The sequence below is a fragment of the Erythrobacter longus genome (genome assembly GCF_000715015.1).
In the GTDB taxonomy this organism is placed as follows: Bacteria; Pseudomonadota; Alphaproteobacteria; order Sphingomonadales; family Sphingomonadaceae; genus Erythrobacter; species Erythrobacter longus.
In genome coordinates this window covers 161,421-183,632 of sequence record NZ_JMIW01000004.1, presented here as the reverse complement: position 1 = coordinate 183,632, position 22,212 = coordinate 161,421, and the positions used below count along the sequence as shown (strand labels likewise).

Annotated in this window: 21 protein-coding genes; 14 read left to right on the top strand and 7 right to left on the bottom strand. The window is 57.0% G+C overall.

The genetic code is table 11. From position 1 onward, the window contains the following. Positions 1–28: 28 nt before the first annotated feature. The 6 genes from rpoB (at position 29) to EH31_RS10855 (ending at position 12,264) form a co-directional block, all read left to right on the top strand. Positions 29–4,219, top strand: coding sequence for a DNA-directed RNA polymerase subunit beta (gene rpoB, locus EH31_RS10880; protein WP_034960372.1), 4,191 nt, complete (start codon positions 29–31; stop codon positions 4,217–4,219). Positions 4,220–4,287: 68 nt separating this feature from the next. Beyond that, a complete protein-coding gene (gene rpoC / locus EH31_RS10875) occupies positions 4,288–8,595 on the top strand; it encodes a DNA-directed RNA polymerase subunit beta' (RefSeq protein WP_034960371.1) in 4,308 nt (1,435 codons plus the stop codon). Between the two features lie 136 nt (positions 8,596–8,731). Further along, positions 8,732–9,460, top strand: coding sequence for a hypothetical protein (locus tag EH31_RS10870; RefSeq protein ID WP_034960370.1), 729 nt, complete (start codon positions 8,732–8,734; stop codon positions 9,458–9,460). A 99-nt stretch (positions 9,461–9,559) separates the two neighbouring features. Beyond that, positions 9,560–10,012, top strand: a complete 453-nt coding sequence (locus EH31_RS10865) for a hypothetical protein (RefSeq protein ID WP_051699202.1) — start codon at positions 9,560–9,562, stop codon at positions 10,010–10,012. Between the two features lie 42 nt (positions 10,013–10,054). Further along, positions 10,055–11,380: a glutamate--tRNA ligase gene (gene gltX, locus EH31_RS10860; RefSeq protein ID WP_034960369.1), complete on the top strand. Its 1,326-nt coding sequence runs from the start codon at positions 10,055–10,057 to the stop codon at positions 11,378–11,380. Positions 11,381–11,502: 122 nt separating this feature from the next. Beyond that, the gene (locus EH31_RS10855) at positions 11,503–12,264 is read left to right on the top strand and encodes a hypothetical protein (protein WP_051699183.1); all 762 of its coding nucleotides are present in this window, start codon (positions 11,503–11,505) and stop codon (positions 12,262–12,264) included. 36 nt (positions 12,265–12,300) lie between these two features. On the opposite strand, the gene EH31_RS10850 is transcribed toward EH31_RS10855, so the two are convergent. Together EH31_RS10850 and pyk are read right to left on the bottom strand one after the other, a co-directional pair. Beyond that, positions 12,301–12,624 carry a hypothetical protein gene (locus EH31_RS10850; protein ID WP_034960368.1) on the bottom strand — a complete coding sequence of 108 codons (324 nt, stop codon included), beginning with the start codon at positions 12,622–12,624 and terminating at the stop codon, positions 12,301–12,303. 6 nt (positions 12,625–12,630) lie between these two features. Beyond that, on the bottom strand, positions 12,631–14,136 hold the full coding sequence (gene pyk / locus EH31_RS10845) for a pyruvate kinase (RefSeq protein ID WP_034960367.1): 1,506 nt from the start codon (positions 14,134–14,136) through the stop codon (positions 12,631–12,633). A 79-nt stretch (positions 14,137–14,215) separates the two neighbouring features. On the opposite strand from pyk, the gene EH31_RS10840 reads away from it, so the two are divergent. Beyond that, complete coding sequence (locus tag EH31_RS10840) at positions 14,216–14,530, top strand: DUF1244 domain-containing protein (protein WP_034960366.1); 315 nt, start codon at positions 14,216–14,218, stop codon at positions 14,528–14,530. A 6-nt stretch (positions 14,531–14,536) separates the two neighbouring features. Here the strand turns inward: EH31_RS10840 and EH31_RS16960 are convergent, their stop codons facing one another. After that, entirely contained in the window at positions 14,537–15,730 is a 1,194-nt protein-coding gene (locus EH31_RS16960) for an adenylate/guanylate cyclase domain-containing protein (protein ID WP_051699182.1), read from the bottom strand. 269 nt (positions 15,731–15,999) lie between these two features. On the opposite strand from EH31_RS16960, the gene EH31_RS10830 reads away from it, so the two are divergent. Next, positions 16,000–16,236 carry a DUF2312 domain-containing protein gene (locus tag EH31_RS10830; protein ID WP_034960364.1) on the top strand — a complete coding sequence of 79 codons (237 nt, stop codon included), beginning with the start codon at positions 16,000–16,002 and terminating at the stop codon, positions 16,234–16,236. Between the two features lie 18 nt (positions 16,237–16,254). Here EH31_RS10830 and EH31_RS10825 read toward each other — a convergent pair whose 3' ends face one another. Then, a complete protein-coding gene (locus EH31_RS10825) occupies positions 16,255–16,713 on the bottom strand; it encodes a hypothetical protein (protein ID WP_034960363.1) in 459 nt (152 codons plus the stop codon). Between the two features lie 134 nt (positions 16,714–16,847). On the opposite strand from EH31_RS10825, the gene EH31_RS10820 reads away from it, so the two are divergent. Continuing rightward, on the top strand, positions 16,848–17,195 hold the full coding sequence (locus tag EH31_RS10820; protein ID WP_199797025.1) for a heavy metal-binding domain-containing protein: 348 nt from the start codon (positions 16,848–16,850) through the stop codon (positions 17,193–17,195). Here EH31_RS10820 and EH31_RS18155 read toward each other — a convergent pair. Then, entirely contained in the window at positions 17,126–17,431 is a 306-nt protein-coding gene (locus tag EH31_RS18155) for an HNH endonuclease (protein ID WP_081853365.1), read from the bottom strand. The two genes, EH31_RS10820 and EH31_RS18155, sit on opposite strands and share 70 nt — an antisense overlap. Positions 17,432–17,484: 53 nt before the next feature. Next, positions 17,485–18,276: a CPBP family glutamic-type intramembrane protease gene (locus tag EH31_RS10810; protein ID WP_206742026.1), complete on the bottom strand. Its 792-nt coding sequence runs from the start codon at positions 18,274–18,276 to the stop codon at positions 17,485–17,487. A 94-nt stretch (positions 18,277–18,370) separates the two neighbouring features. Here EH31_RS10810 and EH31_RS10805 point away from each other — a divergent pair, with 94 nt between their 5' ends. Both EH31_RS10805 and ruvC read left to right on the top strand, forming a co-directional pair. Continuing rightward, positions 18,371–19,117, top strand: coding sequence for a YebC/PmpR family DNA-binding transcriptional regulator (locus tag EH31_RS10805; protein WP_034960481.1), 747 nt, complete (start codon positions 18,371–18,373; stop codon positions 19,115–19,117). 222 nt (positions 19,118–19,339) lie between these two features. Beyond that, positions 19,340–19,825, top strand: a complete 486-nt coding sequence (gene ruvC / locus EH31_RS10800) for a crossover junction endodeoxyribonuclease RuvC (protein WP_034960361.1) — start codon at positions 19,340–19,342, stop codon at positions 19,823–19,825. Here the strand turns inward: ruvC and EH31_RS10795 are convergent. Further along, positions 19,822–20,148: a hypothetical protein gene (locus tag EH31_RS10795; RefSeq protein ID WP_034960359.1), complete on the bottom strand. Its 327-nt coding sequence runs from the start codon at positions 20,146–20,148 to the stop codon at positions 19,822–19,824. The two genes, ruvC and EH31_RS10795, sit on opposite strands and share 4 nt — an antisense overlap. 223 nt (positions 20,149–20,371) lie before the next feature. Here EH31_RS10795 and EH31_RS10790 point away from each other — a divergent pair, with 223 nt between their 5' ends. The 3 genes from EH31_RS10790 to EH31_RS10780 are packed head-to-tail and all read left to right on the top strand — an operon-like array spanning position 20,372 to position 22,183. After that, the gene (locus EH31_RS10790) at positions 20,372–20,722 is read left to right on the top strand and encodes an arsenate reductase (RefSeq protein WP_034960358.1); all 351 of its coding nucleotides are present in this window, start codon (positions 20,372–20,374) and stop codon (positions 20,720–20,722) included. Next, complete coding sequence (locus EH31_RS10785; RefSeq protein ID WP_034960357.1) at positions 20,701–21,750, top strand: glycerophosphodiester phosphodiesterase family protein; 1,050 nt, start codon at positions 20,701–20,703, stop codon at positions 21,748–21,750. The genes EH31_RS10790 and EH31_RS10785 overlap by 22 nt, the downstream gene beginning before the upstream one ends. Next, positions 21,740–22,183, top strand: coding sequence for a thiol-disulfide oxidoreductase DCC family protein (locus EH31_RS10780; RefSeq protein WP_034960356.1), 444 nt, complete (start codon positions 21,740–21,742; stop codon positions 22,181–22,183). Before EH31_RS10785 ends, EH31_RS10780 begins: the two co-directional genes overlap by 11 nt. The last annotated feature ends 29 nt before the right edge of the window (positions 22,184–22,212 follow it).

Sequence of the window (22,212 nt, the reverse complement as noted above, 5' to 3'; positions counted from 1 at the left end):
CGCTCAAGCAAAGAGGCACAATTCCTCCATGGCAACCAAAGCGAAAGCAACCCGCAGCCGCGAGGCAAAGGGTACCGCAAAGCGGCGCATCCGTAAGATTTTTGGCGATATTCACGAAGTCGTCGAAATGCCCAACCTGATCGAAGTTCAGCGGGAGAGCTATGAGTTCTTCCTGCGCTCGAACAAGGAAACGGGCTATGTTTCGGGTCTCGAAAAGACCCTTCGCAGCGTCTTCCCGATCCGCGATTTTGCAGGCACCGCAGAGCTCGACTTTGTTCACTACGAACTCGAAGAGCCCAAGTACGACACCACCGAGTGTCGTCAGCGCGGGATCACTTACGCAGCGCCGATGAAGGTAACGCTTCGCTTGATCGTGTTCGAAGTCGATCAGGAAACCGAAACCCGCTCCGTTCTCGATATTAAAGAGCAGGACGTTTACATGGGCGATATGCCGCTCATGACTGATAACGGCACCTTTATCGTCAACGGTACAGAGCGCGTGATCGTGTCGCAAATGCACCGCTCGCCGGGCGTACTGTTCGATCACGACCGTGGTAAGACACACTCATCGGGCAAGCTCCTGTTTGCAGCGCGCGTTATTCCATACCGTGGTTCATGGCTCGACTTTGAGTTTGACGCCAAGGACATCGTCAACGTGCGTATCGACCGTAAGCGTAAGCTTCCGGTGACTGCGCTGCTTTATGCGCTTGGCCTCGATAGTGAAGGCATCCTTCACCACTTCTATGACACGATGAAGTGGGCGCGGGACAAAGACGGCTGGAAAATCCCTTACACGCCAGAGGCATGGCGCGGCGCGAAGCCGACCTTCCCGCTGATCGATGCAAAGACTGGCGAAGAGGTTTTTGCAGCAGGGCAGAAAATTTCCCCACGCGCAGCCAATAAGGCACAGAAAGATGGTTTGACCCATTTGCTGCTTCCCACAGAGGAAGCCGTTGGCCGATATGCCGCGTACGATATGATCAACGAGCAAACCGGCTCAATCTATATCGAGGCAGGCGACGAAGTCACGCTTGAGCACATTGAGGCGCTTGACGAAGCTGGCTTTGACACGCTTGAGCTGCTTGACATCGATGAAATCAACACCGGCCCATGGATCCGCAACACGTTGAAAGTCGACAAGGCTGAAAACCGTGATGAGGGTCTGGAAGCGATCTACAAGGTCATGCGTCCGGGCGAACCACCCACCAAGGAAACCGCAGAAGCTCTGTTCGAAGGCCTGTTCTTCGATGGTGAGCGTTATGACCTTTCCGCGGTTGGCCGTGTGAAGCTGAATATGCGTCTTGAGCTTGATGCTGAAGACACCGTCACGACGCTGCGCAAGGAAGACATCCTTGCCGTTGTAAAAGAGCTTGTCGATCTGAAAGACGGCAAGGGCGAAGTTGACGACATCGACAACCTCGGCAACCGGCGTGTTCGCTCGGTTGGTGAGCTTCTTGAAAACCAGTACCGCGTTGGCCTGCTTCGGATGGAGCGTGCGGTCAAAGAGCGTATGTCTTCGGTCGATGTGTCGACTGTGATGCCAAACGACCTCATCAACGCAAAGCCTGCTGTGGCAGCAGTGCGTGAGTTCTTTGGTTCATCGCAATTGTCGCAGTTTATGGACCAGACCAACCCGCTGTCCGAAGTCACCCACAAACGCCGCGTGTCGGCGCTTGGGCCGGGCGGCTTGACGCGTGAGCGTGCCGGCTTTGAAGTCCGCGACGTTCACCCAACCCACTATGGCCGTATCTGCCCGATTGAAACGCCGGAAGGCCCGAACATCGGTCTGATCAACTCGCTGGCATCCTTCAGCCGGGTCAACAAATACGGCTTTATCGAAACGCCCTATCGTCAGGTCAAAGACAATAAAGTCAGCGGCGATGTGATCTATCTTTCCGCGATGGAAGAGCAAAAGCACACCGTGGCACAGGCCTCGGCCGAACTAAACGATGACGGCACTTTTGTTGAAGAGCTGATTTCTGCTCGCCAATCGGGTGACAACCTGATGGCGCCAAGCGACCAGATCACTTTGATGGACGTCTCGCCGAAACAGCTCGTCTCGGTTGCGGCCTCGCTTATTCCATTCCTGGAAAACGATGACGCGAACCGCGCATTGATGGGTTCAAACATGCAGCGTCAGGCTGTGCCGCTTGTGAAAGCGGAAGCCCCGTGGGTCGGCACCGGCATGGAAGAAACCGTTGCGCGCGATTCAGGCGCGGCGATTGCTGCGAGGCGCGGCGGGATCGTTGACCAGGTCGATGCGACACGTATCGTGATCCGGGCAATCGGCGATGTTGAACCCGGTCAATCGGGCGTCGACATCTACACGCTGCAGAAATTCCAACGCTCCAACCAGAATACCTGCATCAACCAGCGTCCGCTGGTGAAAGTGGGTGAGACGATTGAGCCGGGCGATATCATCGCTGACGGTCCATCGACGGATCTGGGCGAACTGGCGCTGGGCAAGAACAGCCTCGTCGCCTTTATGCCTTGGAATGGCTACAATTATGAAGACTCGATCCTCATTTCTGAGCGTATCGTGAAAGACGACGTCTTCACCTCGATCCACATTGATGAATTCGAAGTGATGGCCCGTGACACCAAGCTTGGCCCGGAGGACATCACCCGCGATATTCCAAACGTGGGCGAAGAAGCTCTGCGCAACTTGGATGAGGCAGGCATTGTTTACATCGGCGCAGAAGTGCACCCCGGTGACATTCTCGTAGGCAAGATCACGCCAAAGGGTGAAAGCCCGATGACGCCGGAGGAAAAACTCCTTCGTGCGATCTTTGGCGAGAAAGCATCTGACGTGCGTGACACCTCGCTGCGTCTGCCGCCAGGTGTTGCCGGGACCGTTGTTGAGGTTCGCGTCTTCAACCGTCACGGTATCGAAATTGACGACCGTACCCGTGCGATCCAGAACGAAGAGATTGAACGTCTTCGCAAGGATGCCGCCGACGAACGCGCAATCTTGAACCGTGCGACGTACAACCGTCTCAAAGACATGCTGCTGGGTCAGACCGCTTCTGCCGCGCCGAAAGGCGTCAAGAAGGGTCAGGAAATCACCGAGCAGGTTCTGGCCGACATTGAACGCCACGAATGGTTCCAGTTCGCGGTTGCCGACGATGCGCGCCAAACCCAGATTGAGGCGATCAAGTCGCAATATGACGAAGCGGTTGGCCTGATCGATGCCAAGTTCGACGACCGTAAAGAGAAGCTGGAGCGCGGCGACGAGCTGGCACCTGGCGTTCTCAAAATGGTCAAGGTCTTCGTCGCGGTGAAGCGCAAGCTTCAGCCGGGCGACAAGATGGCCGGTCGTCACGGTAACAAGGGTGTGATTTCGCGCATCCTTCCTGCCGAAGACATGCCGTTCCTCGAAGATGGTACGCCGGTTGACCTTGTGCTCAACCCGCTGGGCGTGCCTTCGCGTATGAACGTCGGTCAAATCTTCGAAACGCACCTTGGTTTTGCAGCACGCGGCCTTGGCATGGATATCGCCCAAAGACTCGAAGAGTGGAAAGCGGCCAATCCGAATGCAGCCGAAGACTACGCCGATGTGAAACCACCAGAGGCTGTCGTGGATCGTCTGAAAGACGTTTACGGCGAGCAGTATTTCGAGGATCTTGAAAGCCGTTCGACCGCAAACATCGTTGAGCTGGCGACCAACCTCTCTGCTGGTGTTCCCATGGGTACGCCGGTCTTTGATGGTGCGCGCGAGCCCGACGTGACCGATTATCTGGTCAAGGCCGGTGTCGATAGCTCGGGCCAATCGACGCTCTATGATGGCCGCACCGGTGAAGCGTTTGACCGTAAGGTGACCGTGGGCATTATCTACATGCTCAAACTGCACCACCTGGTCGACGACAAGATCCACGCACGGTCCATCGGTCCGTACTCGCTCGTCACGCAGCAGCCGCTGGGTGGTAAGGCGCAGTTTGGTGGTCAGCGCTTTGGTGAGATGGAGGTCTGGGCACTGCAAGCATACGGCGCTGCTTACACCTTGCAGGAAATGCTCACCGTCAAGTCGGACGATGTTGTCGGACGGACGAAAGTCTACGAGGCGATCGTCAAAGGCGACGACACCTTCGAGGCCGGCATTCCGGAGAGCTTCAACGTTCTCGTCAAGGAAATGCGCTCGCTGGGTATGAATGTCGAACTCACTTCGCTGGGAGACGGCGAAGAAGACGACGACGATTTCGGCGCGATTGCAGCGGAATAGAGGGAGCGGGCCATCCGGCCCCTCCCACCTTCCGTCCAAAAGTTTTCATCCCACAAGGGAACACAGTCATGAATGAACTGACAAAATTCACCAACCAGCTGGCCAAGCCGGAAACCTTTGACCAAATCCAGATCGGCATCGCCTCGCCAGAGCGCATCCGTTCGTGGTCTTTTGGCGAAATCAAGAAGCCGGAAACGATCAACTATCGTACGTTCAAGCCTGAGCGCGACGGCCTTTTCTGTGCGCGTATCTTTGGTCCGGTAAAAGACTACGAATGCCTTTGCGGCAAGTACAAGCGCATGAAGTACAAAGGCGTCGTTTGTGAGAAATGCGGCGTTGAAGTCACCGTTACCAAGGTCCGCCGCGAGCGTATGGGCCACATCGAGCTTGCGGCTCCTGTGGCGCACATCTGGTATCTCAAATCGCTGCCATCACGCATCGGCTTGCTGCTCGACATTCAGCTGAAGCAGCTTGAGCGTATTCTCTACTTCGAAAGCTATGTTGTGGTTGAGCCGGGTCTGACCCCGCTCGAGAAATTCCAGCTGCTCACCGAAGACGAACTGCTCGAAGCGCAGGACGAATATGGCGAAGACGCCTTCTCCGCCGACATCGGCGCAGAAGCGGTCAAGGTCATGCTGATGGAGCTGGACCTCGAGCAAGAGCGCGAAGACCTGCTTGAGGAACTCGCGACCACCAAGTCGACGCTCAAGCCCAAGAAGATCATCAAACGCCTTAAGGTGGTTGAGAGCTTCATTGAATCAGGCAACCGTCCTGAGTGGATGATCCTTGAAGTGATCCCTGTGATCCCGCCAGAGCTGCGCCCGCTGGTGCCGCTGGATGGTGGCCGTTTTGCAACGTCTGACCTCAACGATCTCTATCGCCGTGTGATCAACCGGAACAACCGTCTGAAGCGCCTGATTGAGCTTCGCGCACCGGACATCATCGTTCGTAACGAGAAGCGTATGCTTCAAGAAGCGGTTGACGCGCTGTTCGACAACGGCCGCCGCGGCCGTGTCATTACAGGCGCGAACAAGCGTCCTCTGAAGTCGCTGTCCGACATGCTGAAAGGTAAGCAGGGCCGCTTCCGTCAGAACCTTCTTGGTAAGCGCGTCGACTATTCAGGCCGTTCGGTCATTGTGACTGGTCCTGAGCTTAAACTGCACCAATGTGGTCTTCCTAAGAAGATGGCTCTCGAGCTGTTCAAGCCGTTCATCTACGCACGCCTTGATGCAAAGGGTCTTTCCATGACCCTCAAGCAAGCCAAGAAGTGGGTCGAGAAAGAGCGCAAGGAAGTCTGGGACATCCTTGACGAAGTGATCCGTGAGCACCCCGTTCTTCTGAACCGTGCGCCGACGCTTCACCGTCTTGGCATTCAGGCGTTCGAGCCCGTGCTGATTGAAGGTAAAGCGATCCAGCTTCACCCGCTGGTGTGTTCGGCCTTTAACGCTGACTTTGACGGCGACCAAATGGCTGTCCACGTACCGCTCAGCCTCGAAGCGCAGCTCGAAGCGCGCGTTTTGATGATGTCAACGAACAACATCCTTTCGCCTGCCAACGGCAAGCCGATCATCGTTCCGTCACAGGATATGGTGCTGGGTATCTACTATCTCTCGATGGAGCGTCAGGAAAAGACCCCTGAATACCTTGAGAATGAAGATGGCACCAAAGTCGAAAAGCTGCCGCGTTTTGCCGATATGGCCGAAGTGCACCATGCGCTTGAGACAAAGGCTGTGTCTTTGCACTCCAAGATTCTGGCACGCGTTCCGCAGGCGGATGAAGATGGCAACATCGTCATGACGCGCTTTGAAACGACGCCTGGCCGTATGTTGATCGGTGAATGTCTGCCAAAGAACCACAAGGTTCCTTACGACATCATCAACCGCCTTCTTACCAAGAAGGACATCGGTGACGTGATCGACGAAGTGTATCGTCACACTGGTCAGAAGGATACGGTCCTGTTCGCTGATGCCATCATGGTGCTGGGCTTCCGCCACGCATTTAAGGCGGGCATCAGCTTCGGCAAGGATGACATGATCATTCCAGACGCCAAGGAAGGCATGGTCGAAGAAACCAAGTCGCTGGTTGCTGACTATGAACAGCAGTATCAGGACGGTCTCATCACGCAGCAAGAGAAATACAACAAGGTCATCGACGCTTGGTCCAAGTGCGGCGATCTGGTTGCTGATGCGATGATGGCCGAAATTAAGGCGCAGCCTATCGACAAAGATGGCCGCGAGGCTGACATCAACTCGATCTACATGATGAGCCACTCTGGTGCGCGTGGTTCGCCAGCGCAGATGAAGCAGCTTGCCGGTATGCGCGGTCTTATGGCCAAGCCTTCGGGCGAGATCATCGAGAACCCGATCATCTCGAACTTTAAAGAAGGTCTTTCGGTTCTTGAGTACTTCAACTCAACCCACGGCGCCCGTAAGGGTCTGGCTGATACTGCGCTTAAGACGGCAAACTCGGGTTACCTGACCCGCCGTCTGGTCGACGTATCGCAAGACTGCACCATCGTTGAGAAAGACTGTAAGACCGAAAACGCGCTTGAAATGCGTGCCATCGTTCAAGGTGGTTCGGTCATCGCATCGCTCGGTGAGCGTATCCTTGGCCGTACCGTTGCCGAAGATATCGTCAACGCTGCAACTGGCGAAGTGATCGTCAAGGCTGGCACCATGGTCGATGAGCCGATGGTGAAGGATATCGAGGCGGCTGAAGTTCAGTCCGCTCGCATCCGTTCGCCGCTGCTTTGCGAAAGCGAGCAGGGCGTTTGCGGAACCTGTTATGGCCGTGACCTTGCACGCGGTACGCCTGTGAACATCGGTGAAGCTGTCGGCGTTATCGCTGCGCAGTCCATCGGTGAGCCGGGCACACAGCTGACCATGCGTACTTTCCACATTGGTGGTGCAGCGCAGCTCAACGAAACTTCGCACCTTGAAGCGATTTCGGACGGTAAGGTCGAACTTCGCGATATGCCGACGATCACCGATAAGAAGGGCAACATCCTGTCGCTCGCTCGTAACGGTGAAATCGCGGTTATCGATGCCGAGGGCCGTGAGCGTGAGATGCACAAAGTGCCTTATGGTACGGTCATCAAGTTCAAACACGGCGCGAAGGTCAAAGAAGGCGACCGCCTTGCTGAGTGGGACCCGTTCACTCTGCCGATCATCACCGAACAGTCGGGTGTGGTTAAGTATCAGGATCTGGTCGAGGGTACGACGCTCGAAGAGCAGACCGATGATGCAACCGGTATCGCGCAGCGCGTGGTCACCGAAAACCGCGCCACTGGCCGCAAGAAGAAGGAAGAGCTGCGTCCACGTATGATCCTTCAGGGCGAAGGTCAGACGGTGGAGGACGAGACCGATGCACAGCGCTATATGCTGGCACCGGGCACGACCCTCTCGGTCGAAGACGGTCAAACGGTTGAAGCTGGTGACATTCTTGCGCGTGCATCGCGTGAGGCTGCGAAAACCCGCGATATCACCGGTGGTCTGCCACGTGTGGCTGAACTGTTCGAGGCGCGTCTGCCAAAGGACATGTCGGTTATCGCCAAGATCTCTGGTAAGATCGAATTCGTTCGCGAATACAAGGCGAAGCGTAAGATCGCGATCATTCCAGAGGAAGGTGATCCAGTTGAGTACCTGATCCCCAAGACCAAGGTGATCGACGTGCAGGAAGGCGACTTTGTGAAGAAGGGTGATACCCTGATTTCCGGCGCGCCGAACCCGCACGACATCCTTGAAGTCATGGGTGTTGAGGCATTGAGCGAGTATCTCGTGAACGAGATTCAGGAAGTGTACCGACTCCAAGGCGTGAAGATCAACGACAAGCACATCGAGGTGATCGTTCGCCAAATGCTGCAAAAGGTTGAGATCACCGATGGCGGCGACACAACGCTTCTGCCGGGTGAGCAGGTCGACTACGCTGAAATGCTCGAAGTGAATGCCAAACTGACCAAGAGCAAGAAGCCTGCCCAGGGCACGCCGATCCTGCTTGGTATCACCAAGGCAAGTCTGCAGACCCGCAGCTTTATCTCCGCCGCATCGTTCCAGGAGACGACCCGCGTCCTTACCCAGGCTTCGGTTGAAGGTAAGAAAGACACGCTGATAGGCCTTAAGGAAAACGTGATCGTTGGCCGCTTGATCCCTGCAGGGACCGGCGCTGGCATGAACCGCATGCGTGTGACCGCCTCGAGCCGTGACGCGGCGTTGAAAGCGGCTTGGAAAAAGCAGCAAGACAAGCTTGCCGCTGCTGGTGTCAAAGAGGAAGAGCCTGCTGCTGATCCAGTGTCTTCGGAAGACGCGATGAAGGCAGCGATGGCTGCGGCAGCGCCGACCCCAGCCCCGGAAACGGACGCAGGGGACGCTGGCGAATAAGCCAAGCCAATAAACGCAAATAAGCAAATAAGAGGCCCCGCAGGAGCGATCCGGCGGGGCCTTTTTTGTGCCCGTTCAGATTGTGGTCTGGTTTGCGGGCATAGCGTGCCTGCTTATTTGTTGGAGGAGGGACTTTATGAAACGTTTGATTCTATTGGCTTGTGCGACCGCTATTGCCGCGCCGGCTGTGCCATTGACCGCGCAAGACACCGTCGTAGTGACCGGCGCGCGGCAAGACCGTTCTTCGCTCAACGCCTATCTCGCACCAAGCCGAAATGGCAGCGGCCCCTCCGCAATCGGGGTAACACGGCGCGCCGATTATTTCGTGACACCGCTGTTCGTGAGCTCAGATTCGCGCAATTTCGAAGAGCGCCGCGAAGAGCTCTTCACAATGCTGGGCGAAACGCTGAAGCGCGCTGAGGCTGAGGGAATTGATATAGTTGCAGGCCAGTATGGTCTGGAGCCTGTGACCATGGCGAACATGCGTCAGCTTCCCCTTGCAGGGGGCAACCGGCCAGACACCAACCGGGTACAGATTTATGCCCGCATCCCTTTGCGCGGCGACGATCCATCGGTGCGCGCGACATCTGAGCGGATCAATGAATTCGTTAAGGCGATCCCTGCGACGGGCCGGTCCTTTATCGACGTGGGCACAACCGGCCTCGCGATTGATGATCCTGAACAATATCGCCGGGCTGTCGTTGGTGAAATCGCCAAGGAAGCCAACGCCTATGCAAAGCTGTTTGGCAATGATTACGGCGTCTCGATCACCGGCCTTCACGGCGATCTGTATTTCCAGCAATCGAGCGAAACCGAGGTGTTCCTCTATATCGAGCACACATTCGACATTGCACCGAAACAATAGGGGATGCGACGGCACGAGTCCCCTTTTTCGCTCTTGCGAAGCATTTGCAATTAGGTCATGGTGTCTCTCAACAGTCGCATCGACTCGCGAAGGAGCACCATGACCCCTAAGAACCAGAGCCATACCTCGCGCCGCATCGAGACCAAGGCCACCATTGCAGACCTGACCGAGCCTCGCCTGATCGAGGCCGTCAACCCAATCGCGGCCCGGTTTCTCTATTCACTTCGCCTGATCGCGATCCATCACAAAGCGTCGCGTGATCCAGTGCCGGAGCTCGCCTCTCGGCTCAGCAGCTTTCAGGTGGCGGCAAAGGCGCTTGCCCTTGGTCAGACCGTGTCAATTGTCTGGCCCGAGTACATTCATGTCTCGCGGTTCTGTTGTTGCCAGATGACCCATGATGAGGTGACCATCGCCGCTATGATTGAAAGCGCATGCGAGCGCGACCGATCAGCTTTTGAGCGCTTGGGCGAAGGCTTTATCCGCCCTGATCGGATGGAGCGTTTATGGGACGGGATCCTGGCTTTGGTTGAGGCGGAACTTACTGCCTGTTGAACCTGCTTGCAGGAGTGCGCGTGGGGCTTTACCGGGGGCTCCATGGTTACAACGCGTTTCGCCCCTTCGCCCACGGGCCGGCTCCACGTCGGCAATATCCGCACTGCGCTCCACAACTGGATGCTTGCCCAAGAGGAAGGCGGGGAATTCATCCTGCGCATCGACGACACCGATGCTGAGCGCAGCAAAGAGGAATATGTCGATGCCATCCGCGCGGACCTCAAATGGCTGAGCCTCAACTGGACCAGAGAAGAACGCCAATCGACGCGCCTTGATGCCTACGAATCAGCGTTTCAAAGCTTGCGCGATGCTGGCCGGATTTATCCCGCTTATGAGACGAGCCAAGAGCTGGAGCTGAAGCGCAAGGTTCAGCTTGGGCGCGGTCTGCCGCCGATTTACGACCGGGGCGCGCTGGCAATGACCGACGAACAACGCGCGGCAAAGGAAGCAGAAGGCATCCAGCCGCACTGGCGCTTTAAGCTGGACCACGACGAGGCAATAGAATGGGTTGACGGCGTGCGCGGCAACACCAAGTTTGATGCAAAACTGTTGTCTGACCCGGTAATCCGCCGGGCTGATGGCTCGTGGCTCTATATGCTCCCATCGACCATCGACGATGTTGATATGGGGGTCACACAGGTCCTTCGCGGAGAGGACCACGTGTCCAACACCGCCGTCCAAATCCAGATGTTCACGGCCATGGGTGCGACCCCGCCCAAATTTGCGCATGAAGCGCTTTTGGTGGGTAAAGAGGGCAAGCTGTCCAAACGGCTGGGCTCGCTTGGCTGCGATGCGTTCCGTGAGAAAGATATCGAGCCGACCGCGATCATCGCCCTGCTTGCGCGTCTTGGCACGTCGCTTCCGGTAGAGCCGATTGCGGACCGCGCGACACTGCTTGAGACATTCGACCTTGGCACTTTTGGGCGCGCGCCTGCGAAGTTTGACGACGCTGATCTTGAGCGGATCAACACCGCCATCGTGCACGCCATGCCTTATGATGCGGTGAAAGACCGACTGCCAGAAGGCATGGACGAAGCAGGTTGGCACGCGGTGCAGCCCAACATTTCAACCGTTGGCGAGGTCACCGAATGGTGGCGCCTTGTCACTGGCCCAATTGAGAGCTGCGAGTTCTCGGATGAGGACAAAGCCTACCTTGCGCAGGCGGCTGAGACGCTGACCTGGGGTGATGACCCATGGGGCGCGCTGACATCCGCCTTGAAGGAGGCAACTGGCCGCAAGGGCAAGCCATTGTTCCTGCCCCTGCGCCAGGCGCTGACGGGTATGAACCACGGCCCCGACATGGGCGAGCTATTGCCGCTTATCGGCGAGGCCGAAGCAAAGGTACGGCTGGAGAAGGCGGCTAAGTAGTTCACCGCAAGAGACAAAACTGTCGAGTTTTGCCAAGTGCGAGTTGGACAAAACCAACTGACATTATATGAGAATTTCAAGTTCGACCAAAAGTTCGAACACACAGGGGACGGGATCGCAATATGAATACTTTGATTTTTTCTTCGCTGGCGTTTGCCATGGCGTCCGCGCCCACGCAGCAGGACACGGTTGAGCAAACCATTCAAGACGAGGCGATGCCGGTTGAGGTCGCAGCACCTCCCGCGCCTGCTCCGCTTCAAGTGAAGGCAAGAGCGACCGGCAATGCGAAACTGCCAGCCAACACCGAAGTGCTGCTCAAAACCAATCAGGAAATCACAACTAAGGGCAAGACCTGGTCCGAAGGCGATACCTTCGCCTTGAGCGTGGTTCATGATGTGCTGGTTGGCGACTATGTTGTCATTCCAGCGGGTGCGCGTGCGACTGGACGTATCACCTGGCTCACCAACAAAGGCATGTTTGGCAAATCCGGCAAGATGGACGTCGAGCTTGAGTATGTGACGGTCAATGGCCGCCGCATCGACCTTGAAGGCACCTATCGCCAGGAAGGCGAAGGCAACACTGTTGCAACGGTCGCTGGTGTGGTTGCTGTTCCGATCGCTGGCCTTTTCATCACCGGTCGCAGCGGTACGATCCCGCAAGGACGCGAGATGATGGCGACGACCGAGCGTGATATCGAACTGGCGATCCCAGCGAGCGAAATTACCGCTGGCGAGGCTCCTTTGGCGCCAATAGGCCGCGCAACCCAACCATGGGGCGATGCCGATGAAGCAGCAGAAGCCGAGGCTGTGAAAACGCTCGACGAAGCCGTCGACGAGGCCGCAGAAGCTGCTGAAGAAGCGGTAAGCGAAGACGCCGAGAGCTAATGCTCTGCGGGAATTGGAGTGGTCTGGTCTGGCCGGTTACGATCCCAGTCCCCGCCTGCGCTTCACGATCTTAGATACAGTGCAGTCCTCGTCCGTGTGAAGAACAAGCTCGGCGCCAATCTCTGCGCGCGCGACGAACACCACGGCCCGACCAGAGCCGCACAAAAGCCTCATCCGTCCGGGGTTTCTCTCTGCCAGGCGCGTCCAGTCGTTCGCATCAAGGATCTTGTCGGCTTGCCTTAGTGTCATGCCAGTTTCGACCCCGGCGTAGCTATCCAGAAACCGTTCGTCCTGTTGCCAAAACAGCGCCAAGAGCGTCATCAGGACTACCAGCCCAAGCCCGAGCAACAAGAACCTCACAGCGCGTTACTCCCCGCGCGCGTCCAGTTCTTTGCCCGACAGCGTCACCACATGGAGCACATTGGTCGAACCCGGCGTTCCAAACGGTACGCCTGCCAGGACAATCTGCTTCGATCCTGCCACGCCAAAGCCATGGCGAAGGGCCATGCGTTTGCCTTTGGCGATCATCTCTTCAAAGCTGCCGATGTCCTTCGTCACCACAGCATGCGCGCCCCATAACAGGGCGACGCGCCGCGCGGTCCTGACGCTTGGGGTAAGGACGAGTACGGGCGTATCGGGCCGCTCTCGCGAAACGCGGCGCGCGGTGGAGCCGGACGAGGTGAAGACGGTGATTGCGCTGATTGGCACGGTGTCGGCGATGGTCATGCAGGAGTGTGCAAGCGCATCAGAGGTCGTTGCATCGGGCCGAGTTTCGAGCAGGCGGACGCGTTCCTTATAGCCCTCGTCGTTTTCGATCTGGAGCGCGATTGCATTCATCATCGCCACCGATTCTTCGGGCCATTCGCCCGCCGCGCTTTCAGCAGAAAGCATCACCGCATCCGCCCCGTCATAAACCGCATTGGCCACGTCCGAGACTTCGGCTCTGGTCGGTATCGGGCTTTCGATCATGCTTTCGAGCATTTGTGTCGCCACAATAACGGGCTTACCCGCACGCCGCGTTGCGTTGACGATTTTCTTTTGCAAAGGGGGCACTTCGTAAGGTTCAAGCTCAACCCCCAAATCGCCGCGCGCGACCATAATGCCATCGGCCATATCGATGATGTCGGAAAGGCGATTGACCGCCATCGGTTTTTCAATTTTCGCGCAAAGGGCGGTATTGGTGCCCTTGTGCTCTGCGATTAGCTTGCGCGCCTCGGCCAAGTCCTCGGGGCGCTGAACAAACGAGAGCGCGATCCAGTCGGCACCGTGTTGCACGGCAAATGCCAGGTCCTTGCGGTCCTTATCGGTGAGTGCAGGGATGGGCACCTCGGCATCCGGGACGTTCACGCCTTTGCGGTCTGAGATAACGCCGCCGACTTCTGCGGTGCAAAAGATGCGCTCCTTGTCCGCCTCTTTGACGATCAGCTTGATTTTGCCATCGTTGATGAGAAGGCGCTGTCCGCGCTCCATAATCCCGAAAAGCTCAGGGTGGGGGAGGCACACGCGGGTTTCATCACCCGGCGTGGGGTCGCGGTCCAATGTGAAATGGCCCGAGTGGCGGATGACCGCGCGGCCTTCCTTAAACTCGCCAACGCGCAGTTTTGGCCCCTGAAGGTCGGCCAGGACCGCAATCGGGCGGGCAAATTCCTTTTCCAGATCGCGGATCGCTTTGATCGCTTTGGCGTGGTCATCATGATTGCCGTGGCTCATATTGACGCGGAAGGCATCCGCGCCCGCCTTGAACAGTTTGCGCAACATTTCCGGTGAGCGGCTGGCGGGGCCGATGGTGGCCAAAATCTTGACCTTGCGCCCGCGTGGGTTGATGCGTGGGTCGATTTTGGGGTCGATCCGAGTGTTATCGCGTTTTGTCATGGCGCTACTGATCCCTTTGGCCCATCACGTAATACGTTTGCTATGACACAGCCATATTGCAACTCAAGGAAAAGCCCGCATGAATACGAATACTCCCTCCGATCTTGACCAATTGGACGATGCCGTTGCTGCTTCTGCGTTCAGGCGTCTGGTGAGCCATCTCCAACATCGCCACGATGCGCAGAATATTGAGCTGATGGGCCTTGCCGGATTTTGCCGCAATTGCCTGGCGGACTGGATTCGCGATGCTGGTTTTGAAGGTGACAAGGCGACTGCGCGCGAGCTTATTCACGGGATGCCGATGGATGAGTGGAAAGCGACGCGGCAAAAGCCGGCGACCGATGAACAATTGGCAGCGATGGAAGCCAGTATCGCTCTTAACAAGCGGGACTGATCCGCCTCAGGAATTGTCCACCTCTCCGGCGCTCTCCAAATGGTAGAGCTCCACCTCGCCATATTTTTTGGGCAAAAGCACGCGGCCAACTGAGGTGAATTTGCACTCATGGCAATTGTCCATCAGCAGCGCTGCGGCAAAGCTTTCGGTGCAATAGACCCCGCCCACTGGCGTCACCGGTTCGATCCGCGCGGTGCGATTAACCTCGCCTCCGTACCATAAACGATTGCCTGTAATCCGGTCGGTGCCCACCCAGATCGGGCCATAATGCACCCCGATCCGCATCCCTGCGACCGCGCCAGAAGGGACCAGCCCGCGCGGAATATCGGACAGTGCATCTTGCAAGGCGAGGGCAACCGCTGCGGCTTTTTTGGGAGCATCGACGATCGCATAGACCGCGTCGCCCCACGTGTTGCGAAACTCCACATGGTCGCCGTAATCGCTCAACACCTGTCCGATGCGCCCCATGATGGTGTGCATGAATTCAGGCAACTCGCGTTCTCCCAGCCTCGAGAAGCCCTTGTAATCGGCAAAGATGATGGAGCGGATTTCGCGCTTGGTCCCATCGCCAATTTTGCCCCGTTTGGGAAAGCGCATATTGCGCGGTACTTTTCCAGCAGGGATCGTGACAGTCTTGCGCCCCAAACCCTGCCACAGCTTCATATCGGCCTTGGTTCCGGCCTTTCCGGTCGAAGAAAAGCTCGCAAACTCATCGGAAACAACCGCAATTTGATAGGCCTCGCAGTCGATCCCTTGCTCTCGGCGTTTTTCTGAACGCAATAAAGCAAGACCCATTGCGTAAAGCGTGTTGTAGGCGAATTGATTGTCGTCACCGACATAATCGCTCGGCGTTGCAAAACTGATTGTCTTCGCAGCGTTACGGCAGGCGTAATACCGTTCAGCCCAATCATGCCCGCCAGATGTCACGCTTTCGTCGATGAAGTCCTCTTCGGCAAAGGGCAGGACGACATTGAGCTCAGCCCCGCGTTTTAAAAGCTCTTCGGCAATGACAATGTCCGCGCCGCACGCCAGCGGGCCATACCCAACGGCTACGTCCAATTCATCAAGGTGGTTGCTGATACGCTGCGCAAGCGAGGTTTCCGCTTCGCTTCCTGAATTGAACATATGGCCGCAAAAGACGATGACACTGCCACTTGCCCCAGCTTCACAGGGCACGGCTTCAAGCTGGTCGGGTATCATGCGCCCATCCCTTTGGCATATGCAGCCTTTACCGCCTCATCGCTGAGTTCGATTTGTCTGATCACTGGCTGGCCCCCACTGCATTCCCCACTGCATTCCCCGCTGGATTCCATGCTGCATTCCCCGCAGCGCCAACCCTACAATATCGCGAACCTTGTGCAAGTTGTGGGTAGACCGGTGGAGAAGAACAACACTAAAGCTGCAAGGAACGGCGTCTCCTGTTAGGGCCTCGCCAACTGTTTAAACCGATTCTTTGGAGAACCCCGACGATGGCCGAAGCCACCGATGACCGCCTGCGCCTTCTGATCGAACGCATCGAACGCCTTGAAGAAGAAAAGAAGGGCATCGCCGATGACATTCGCGATGTTTATGCTGAGGCAAAGGCGGTGGGATATGACACCAAGATCATGCGCCAGATCATCAAGCTTCGCAAAATGAAGCCGGATGAGCGGTCCGAGCAGGATATGGTGCTTGAGACGTATAAAGCCGCGCTTGGCATGGGCTAGGCCTGTGGGGCCAGCGTATCAGGCTGGCCCATACAGCATTGTCGTCTCTCCCACGATTGGCAGCATATAAAGTCCGCTGCCGGTATCGCCCCCGCCTACCTTGTGCATCGTTTCACCGCGCACATCCTTGCTGACTTCCGAAAAGTCGCTGAGGTCGAGGGAACTGGTGCTGAACGAACCAAAGCTTGCGCGCGACATGCAGCTGGCCAGGTCGTCCATCACAGCAAGGGAAAGATAAGGCGCTTGCTTGGTGCCGCCCTCATAGCGCACTGTTTTGCTGAGCTTTCCAGCCATTTGCCGCTTGCACGCGGGCAAGAGGCTTCGCACTTTTTCCCGGCAACCGTCATCAATACACGCTTTGGCAAAAACAAGGCCGGGCTTGGTGTAGGTGCATTCTGGACCCGCACCACTGCCCGATTGGCCTGAGACGATTAGGAGCGGAACCGCGAGGGCTGCTCCAAGAAGATATTTGTCCATGTCGCCACATATAACACTGCCGATTCTACCGATTGCTGAAGAACTATGTTTAACGCTGAAAATCTTTCGCGGCGTTGATTTTGGGCGTCGCTGCTCTATTTGGCTAATACACCCAAACGAGGAGGAGAGTTCTCATGGCAGGACAATGGAAAGACGCGCGCGGCGTGCTTGTTACGACTACACCAACGGTCGAAGGCCACCCGATTCAGGAATATTGCGGCATTGTCGTTGGCGAAGTGATCGTTGGCGCAAACCTGTTTCGTGATCTGTTCGCCAATATCCGCGACATCGTGGGCGGGCGTTCGGGCAGCTATGAACGCATCCTAAAACAAGCGCGCGACGAGGCGATTGCCGAATTGCAAGCCGAAGCCGCGTCCAAGGGCGCAAATGCGGTTGTAGCGATTGACCTTGATTACGAGGTTGTCGGCGACACTGGTTCCATGCTGATGGTCTCGGCCAGCGGAACCGCAGTTAAGATATAGGCTCTGGCCAAGCGTGAAGCTTGCATCTGGCAGCCTCTGTGCTGATTGCAATGGCGGCAAGCAGCGGCGAGGTTCTTCAGTCTGCTTGATCCGCCGTCAGCAAGCGGTCTCAAATGCTCGATGGTCGCTTCCAATGGAGAGCCCTTTGGACCGAAAACTCGCACGCAGTAGCAGCAGCGATGCTTCTGTTTGACGACCAAGTTTTGCCTTATTCGGCGCCTTTTTTTGTAATCCATAAGGTCACGTTGGCACGCAACCTAGCAAGTAGGAAAACAGATATTGGGGCTTCCTAACCCAACTGCCCGGCAATGGCGGCAATGGTGATCGCGGTTGCGTTATGCGCTGCGTGGAGCGCGATTGCCGCCCATAATGCAAAGCGCACCCGGACATAGCCAAGCATCGCGCCTAGGATAAATTGCGGCAACACCAGCGGCAGCAGGATCGCAAGCGAGCCTTCATCAAAGTTGGCGAGGTGGACCAGCGCGAAGCTTATCGTGGCGAGCCAGAAGAACACCGGGAAACCGCGCGCAAACCAATCCATCGCGGGTCTTGCTCGCAATATGAAGAGCGCGGCGAGCGCTGCGATTATGGCTGCAAGGCCGATCAATGCGCCGACGGCAGGGGCCGATGTGTGGAGGAAGAGTGCACCGCTCGCTCCGGCTGCAATCAGCATCAACGCCGCAATTGGACCGGGTTTGCCCGATAGCCAGCCGCGAAAGACAATTTCTTCCATGACCGGCGCGCCGACCACCACAGCAAAGATAATTCCCGGCGTGAATTCCATCCCCGCAAGCGCAGTTTCCGGGATGTAAACGCCGGCTGCGATCAAAGCGCTGGCAAGCCCGATCAGGACAAACATGGCCGCCATATCCAGCGCAAAGATCCGTGCAAGGACTGTAGGCGCGCCCTCATTCTGGACCCCCACGTCAAGGCTGGGCCGCTTTAGAAATGCGCCGAAACGCCTCCATTCACCAATGATCGAAGAAGCCGGGGCAAAAAGCGCAAGATCGCGCTCAGCGCCGCCAAAGGTAGCCTCGATTTCAGATGGCGAAATCGGCTCAGAGTTGGGGGTTGTCGTCATGTCGCTCATGGGGCTAATGCATGCCCACTTATTCACGCTTAAAACAGCGCAAAAAACGCAAACCGACCAAATCTTTGGCAAAAAGAGTTTTCAAATGGCAGGCCATTCCAAATTTAAGAACATCATGCACCGCAAGGGTGCGCAGGACAAGAAGCGCTCTAACCTGTTTTCTAAATTGAGCCGGGAAATCACCGTTGCTGCGAAGATGGGCACGCCTGATCCCGATATGAACCCGCGCCTGCGCCTTGCGATCAACACCGCCAAAACGCAATCCATGCCCAAGGACAATATTCAGCGCGCAATCGACAAAGCAGCGGCGGCAGACGGCGAAAATTACGAAGAGGTCCGCTACGAAGGCTATGGCCCCGGTGGCAGTGCGATCATCGTTGAGGCTCTGACCGACAACCGCAACCGCACCGCGACAGCGGTCCGCACCGCATTCAGCAAAAATGGCGGCAATCTGGGCACCGAAGGGTCTGTTGCCCACGGGTTCGAACGGCTTGGCTACATTGAATATGGCGCCGAAGCTGGTGACGAGGATAAAGTGCTTGGCGCAGCGCTGGAAGCGGGCGCACAAGATATCACATCTTCGGATGATGGCCATGAAATCTGGACCGTAGCCGAAGACCTTCACGCTGTGGCCGATGCGCTTGAAAAGGCGCTTGGAGAGGCGAAAGAGGTCAAGCTTGCGTGGAAGCCTAACCTGACCGTTGATATGGATGAAGACGGTGCAGGCACGCTTTTGAAGCTGATCGATGCGCTTGAGGATGATGACGATGTGCAAACCGTCTGGGGCAATTACGAAATCAGCGATGAAGTGATGGATAAACTCGACGCTTGAAGAAGCTCGAGCTGCTTTTTCTCGCGACGCTTTTGGCGGCTTTCGCACTGGCGATTGTGTGGCGGCTTGGATTTATGGTGGGGCTTTGAATCTTTCCCTCCCGCTTGCGGGAGGGGTCAGGGGTGGGCATGGGCCTGCAAGGCCCACCCCGCTGCGACTAAGGCTCGCCGGTGGCTCGCCAAGTCTCGCGACCCTCCCGCGGGCGGGAGGGTTGGGAATAAAGTGACTATAATTCTAGGCCTTGATCCATCGCTGACCTGCACTGGGTGGGGCGTCATCCGCAGCGAAGGCTCGCGCCTGACCCATATCGCCAATGGTCAGATTAAAACCCATGCGAAGGCTCCCATGGCTGAACGCTTGGCGCTGCTGCACGGCGGTATTGCGAGCGTTATTGCCGAGCATCGCCCGGACCGTGCCGCGTGCGAGGAGGTTTTCGTCAATGAAAACCCTAAGTCGACGCTGAAACTTGCTCAGGCGCGCGGATGCGTCTTAGCGGCGTGCGGGGGCGCGTCACTCAGTGTGAATGAACACGCCGCGCGGCTGGTGAAAAAAGCGGTTGTGGGAACAGGCGGCGCTGACAAATCGCAGGTCGGCGCGATGATCAAGGTGCTTTTGCCCGGCGCAAAAGTGGTCGGGACAGATGCGGCTGATGCCCTAGCGGTCGCGATTGCAGATGCGCATTTGGGCCGCCAGCCAGGCCAGAGTTAGACGCCCGCTGACTGGAACCCGTCATCCTCTTCATCATCGTCAAACAAGACGTCCGACGATTTGGCAACAAATACGGTTGCCCACGTCCCGAGAATGGCTGCGAGGATGAAGTAGACCGGAGCGCTCGCGCCCACTTGTTCGCCCTCTGCGCTACGTCCTATTCCGGGCTGCGATTGGGCTGAGCTGTAAGATGAGCTGTAAACAGGGGCATTGTCCCCGGCGCGCGTGCCAGCGCTGGCCGCAACAGGAGCAAAGCCAAGCGAAATGGCGCCAGCGGCAAGAGCGAGTTTTGCCAGAGCGGATTTAAAAGGCGTTTTGGTCATGGTCTTCCCTAAGATTCAACCCCTCCTTAAGGACAAACACTAAAGGGTCCGTTAAGCGCGATCGCTGCCCCTTAAAAAGGCTGCCCCCTTGAAAATTGGCTCCGAAGACGTTGGCCCTATAAACAGGCGAAGCATGCGCGAAATTGGCCCTGTTGTCCGGCTGGAGCTTGGGCTAGAGCGTGCTCGCTGAAGCGAATTCTTTGCCCAAAGGACCAAGCCCTCAATGACCATCCACCTTTACGGCATCCCCAATTGCGACACCGTCAAGAAGGCGCGAAATTGGCTCGATGCTAACGGTCTGGAATACGCATTCCACGACTACAAGAAAGAGGGCGCTGATGCTGGCAAAGTGGCCTCCTGGATCGCGGGCAAGGGCGTAGACATTGTGCTCAACAAACGCGGCACCACATTTCGCAAATTGTCCGATACTGAAAAAGCGGATGCGGCTGATAGTAACAAAGTCGTAGCCTTGCTTGTTCAGCACCCCTCTATGATCAAACGCCCAGTGGTAGAGCACGAAAATGGCATCCTCGTGGGTTTCAAGGAAGATGAATGGTCCGCTTGTTTTTTGTGAGTGCGTTTGCCGCGCTCCTTATGGTTTCCGCTCCCGCAATGGCTACAGGTGATCCCTTGATAATCGCACACAGAGGCGCCAGCGGCGACCGGCCCGAACACACTCTTGCCGCTTACGAGCTGGCGATTGATCAGGGAGCCGATTTTATCGAGCCTGACCTTGTGGTGACCAAGGATCTGGAGCTTGTCTCTCGCCATGAGAACGAGCTGTCAGGCACAACAGATGTGGCAGGCCGCGAAGAATTTGAGCATTTGCGCCGCGAGAAGACCATCGATGGCCAGCGCGTGGCCGGCTGGTTCGCAGAGGATTTCACTCTTGAGGAATTGCGCACGCTTCGCGCCAAGGAACGCGTGCCCGCAAGCCGCCCTGCAAACACGCGCTTCAACGGTCTGTATCAGGTTCCAACCTTTGAAGAGATCGTCAAACTGGTCCGTGCAAAAGAGGCCGAGACGGGCCGCAAAATCGGCCTTTACCCTGAGCTTAAACACCCCAATTTCATGCTTGAGGCGGAAGGTATCGACATGGTCGACCTGATGCTGCGCGAACTTCGCAACTTGGGGATTGAACCAAGCGACCCGATTTTCATCCAATGCTTTGAAGTGGGCACTTTGCGCCGCCTGAACCAGCGCAGCGACTATAAGCTTGTGCAATTGATCCACCCCGAAGGTGGTCCGGTGGACGAGCCCGAAATGCGCTATGCCGAGATGATTACGCCCAGCGGCTTGGCGGAGCTTGCGACTTACGCCGATGGGATCGGGCCATGGCTTGGCTATGTGATCGACCCTCAAACATTGGAGCAAACATCATTGGTGGCAGATGCAAAGGCCCAAGGATTGGCGGTGCACCCATGGACCTTGCGCAAGGAAAACGGGTTTCTTCCCGAAAGCTTGCAAAACGAAGGCGGGCCTTCGGCAGATGGCAAGTGGCGGATGCTATGGGCAGCAGCGCTTGCGAGCGGGGCGGACGGTTTCTTTACCGACAATGTGAAAGAGTTTGTCGCCCTTGTGGAGCAAGAGGATGGCCGCTGACCCATCCGCCTTTGCGACGCTTCCCCGCGACAAGCCGATCATCGTGTTTGACGGCGTGTGCGTGTTGTGCACGGCAAATGCGCGCTTTGTTTTGAAGAATGATCGTGAGGGCCGGTTTCGGCTGGCCGCCATGCAGGACGACGCGGGCGCTGCGATCATGGTTCACGCGGGGCTTGATCCCGATGATCCCACAAGCTTTATCATCCTCGACCCTGAGAGTGAGGGCGGGCGCATCTGGATGAACAGCGATGCGGTGCTGCATATGTGGTCGCAGCTTGGGCTTCCGTGGCGCGCAGCGGTGATTTTCCGCATCGTCCCGCGCTTTCTTCGCGATCCCGTCTACAAGCTCATCGCGCGCAATCGTTACAAATGGTTCGGCAAACGCGAGGAATGCTGGGTGCCGAGCCCCGAGCAGGCCGCGCGAATCTTGTAGCAGAATCGTCATGCTGAACTTGTTTCAGC

Excerpts from the sequence above, each read along its gene's own strand:
- rpoB (WP_034960372.1), top strand. The coding sequence starts at position 29 with ATGGCAACCAAAGCGAAAGCAACCCGCAGCCGCGAGGCAAAGGGTACC.
- rpoC (WP_034960371.1), top strand. The coding sequence starts at position 4,288 with ATGAATGAACTGACAAAATTCACCAACCAGCTGGCCAAGCCGGAAACC.
- EH31_RS10870 (WP_034960370.1), top strand. The coding sequence starts at position 8,732 with ATGAAACGTTTGATTCTATTGGCTTGTGCGACCGCTATTGCCGCGCCG.
- EH31_RS10865 (WP_051699202.1), top strand. The coding sequence starts at position 9,560 with ATGACCCCTAAGAACCAGAGCCATACCTCGCGCCGCATCGAGACCAAG.
- gltX (WP_034960369.1), top strand. The coding sequence starts at position 10,055 with ATGGTTACAACGCGTTTCGCCCCTTCGCCCACGGGCCGGCTCCACGTC.
- EH31_RS10855 (WP_051699183.1), top strand. The coding sequence starts at position 11,503 with ATGAATACTTTGATTTTTTCTTCGCTGGCGTTTGCCATGGCGTCCGCG.
- pyk (WP_034960367.1), bottom strand. The coding sequence starts at position 14,136 with ATGACAAAACGCGATAACACTCGGATCGACCCCAAAATCGACCCACGC.
- EH31_RS10840 (WP_034960366.1), top strand. The coding sequence starts at position 14,216 with ATGAATACGAATACTCCCTCCGATCTTGACCAATTGGACGATGCCGTT.
- EH31_RS16960 (WP_051699182.1), bottom strand. The coding sequence starts at position 15,730 with ATGATACCCGACCAGCTTGAAGCCGTGCCCTGTGAAGCTGGGGCAAGT.
- EH31_RS10830 (WP_034960364.1), top strand. The coding sequence starts at position 16,000 with ATGGCCGAAGCCACCGATGACCGCCTGCGCCTTCTGATCGAACGCATC.
- EH31_RS10825 (WP_034960363.1), bottom strand. The coding sequence starts at position 16,713 with ATGGACAAATATCTTCTTGGAGCAGCCCTCGCGGTTCCGCTCCTAATC.
- EH31_RS10820 (WP_199797025.1), top strand. The coding sequence starts at position 16,848 with ATGGCAGGACAATGGAAAGACGCGCGCGGCGTGCTTGTTACGACTACA.
- EH31_RS18155 (WP_081853365.1), bottom strand. The coding sequence starts at position 17,431 with ATGGATTACAAAAAAAGGCGCCGAATAAGGCAAAACTTGGTCGTCAAA.
- EH31_RS10810 (WP_206742026.1), bottom strand. The coding sequence starts at position 18,276 with ATGACGACAACCCCCAACTCTGAGCCGATTTCGCCATCTGAAATCGAG.
- EH31_RS10805 (WP_034960481.1), top strand. The coding sequence starts at position 18,371 with ATGGCAGGCCATTCCAAATTTAAGAACATCATGCACCGCAAGGGTGCG.
- EH31_RS10795 (WP_034960359.1), bottom strand. The coding sequence starts at position 20,148 with ATGACCAAAACGCCTTTTAAATCCGCTCTGGCAAAACTCGCTCTTGCC.
- EH31_RS10790 (WP_034960358.1), top strand. The coding sequence starts at position 20,372 with ATGACCATCCACCTTTACGGCATCCCCAATTGCGACACCGTCAAGAAG.
- EH31_RS10785 (WP_034960357.1), top strand. The coding sequence starts at position 20,701 with ATGGTCCGCTTGTTTTTTGTGAGTGCGTTTGCCGCGCTCCTTATGGTT.
- EH31_RS10780 (WP_034960356.1), top strand. The coding sequence starts at position 21,740 with ATGGCCGCTGACCCATCCGCCTTTGCGACGCTTCCCCGCGACAAGCCG.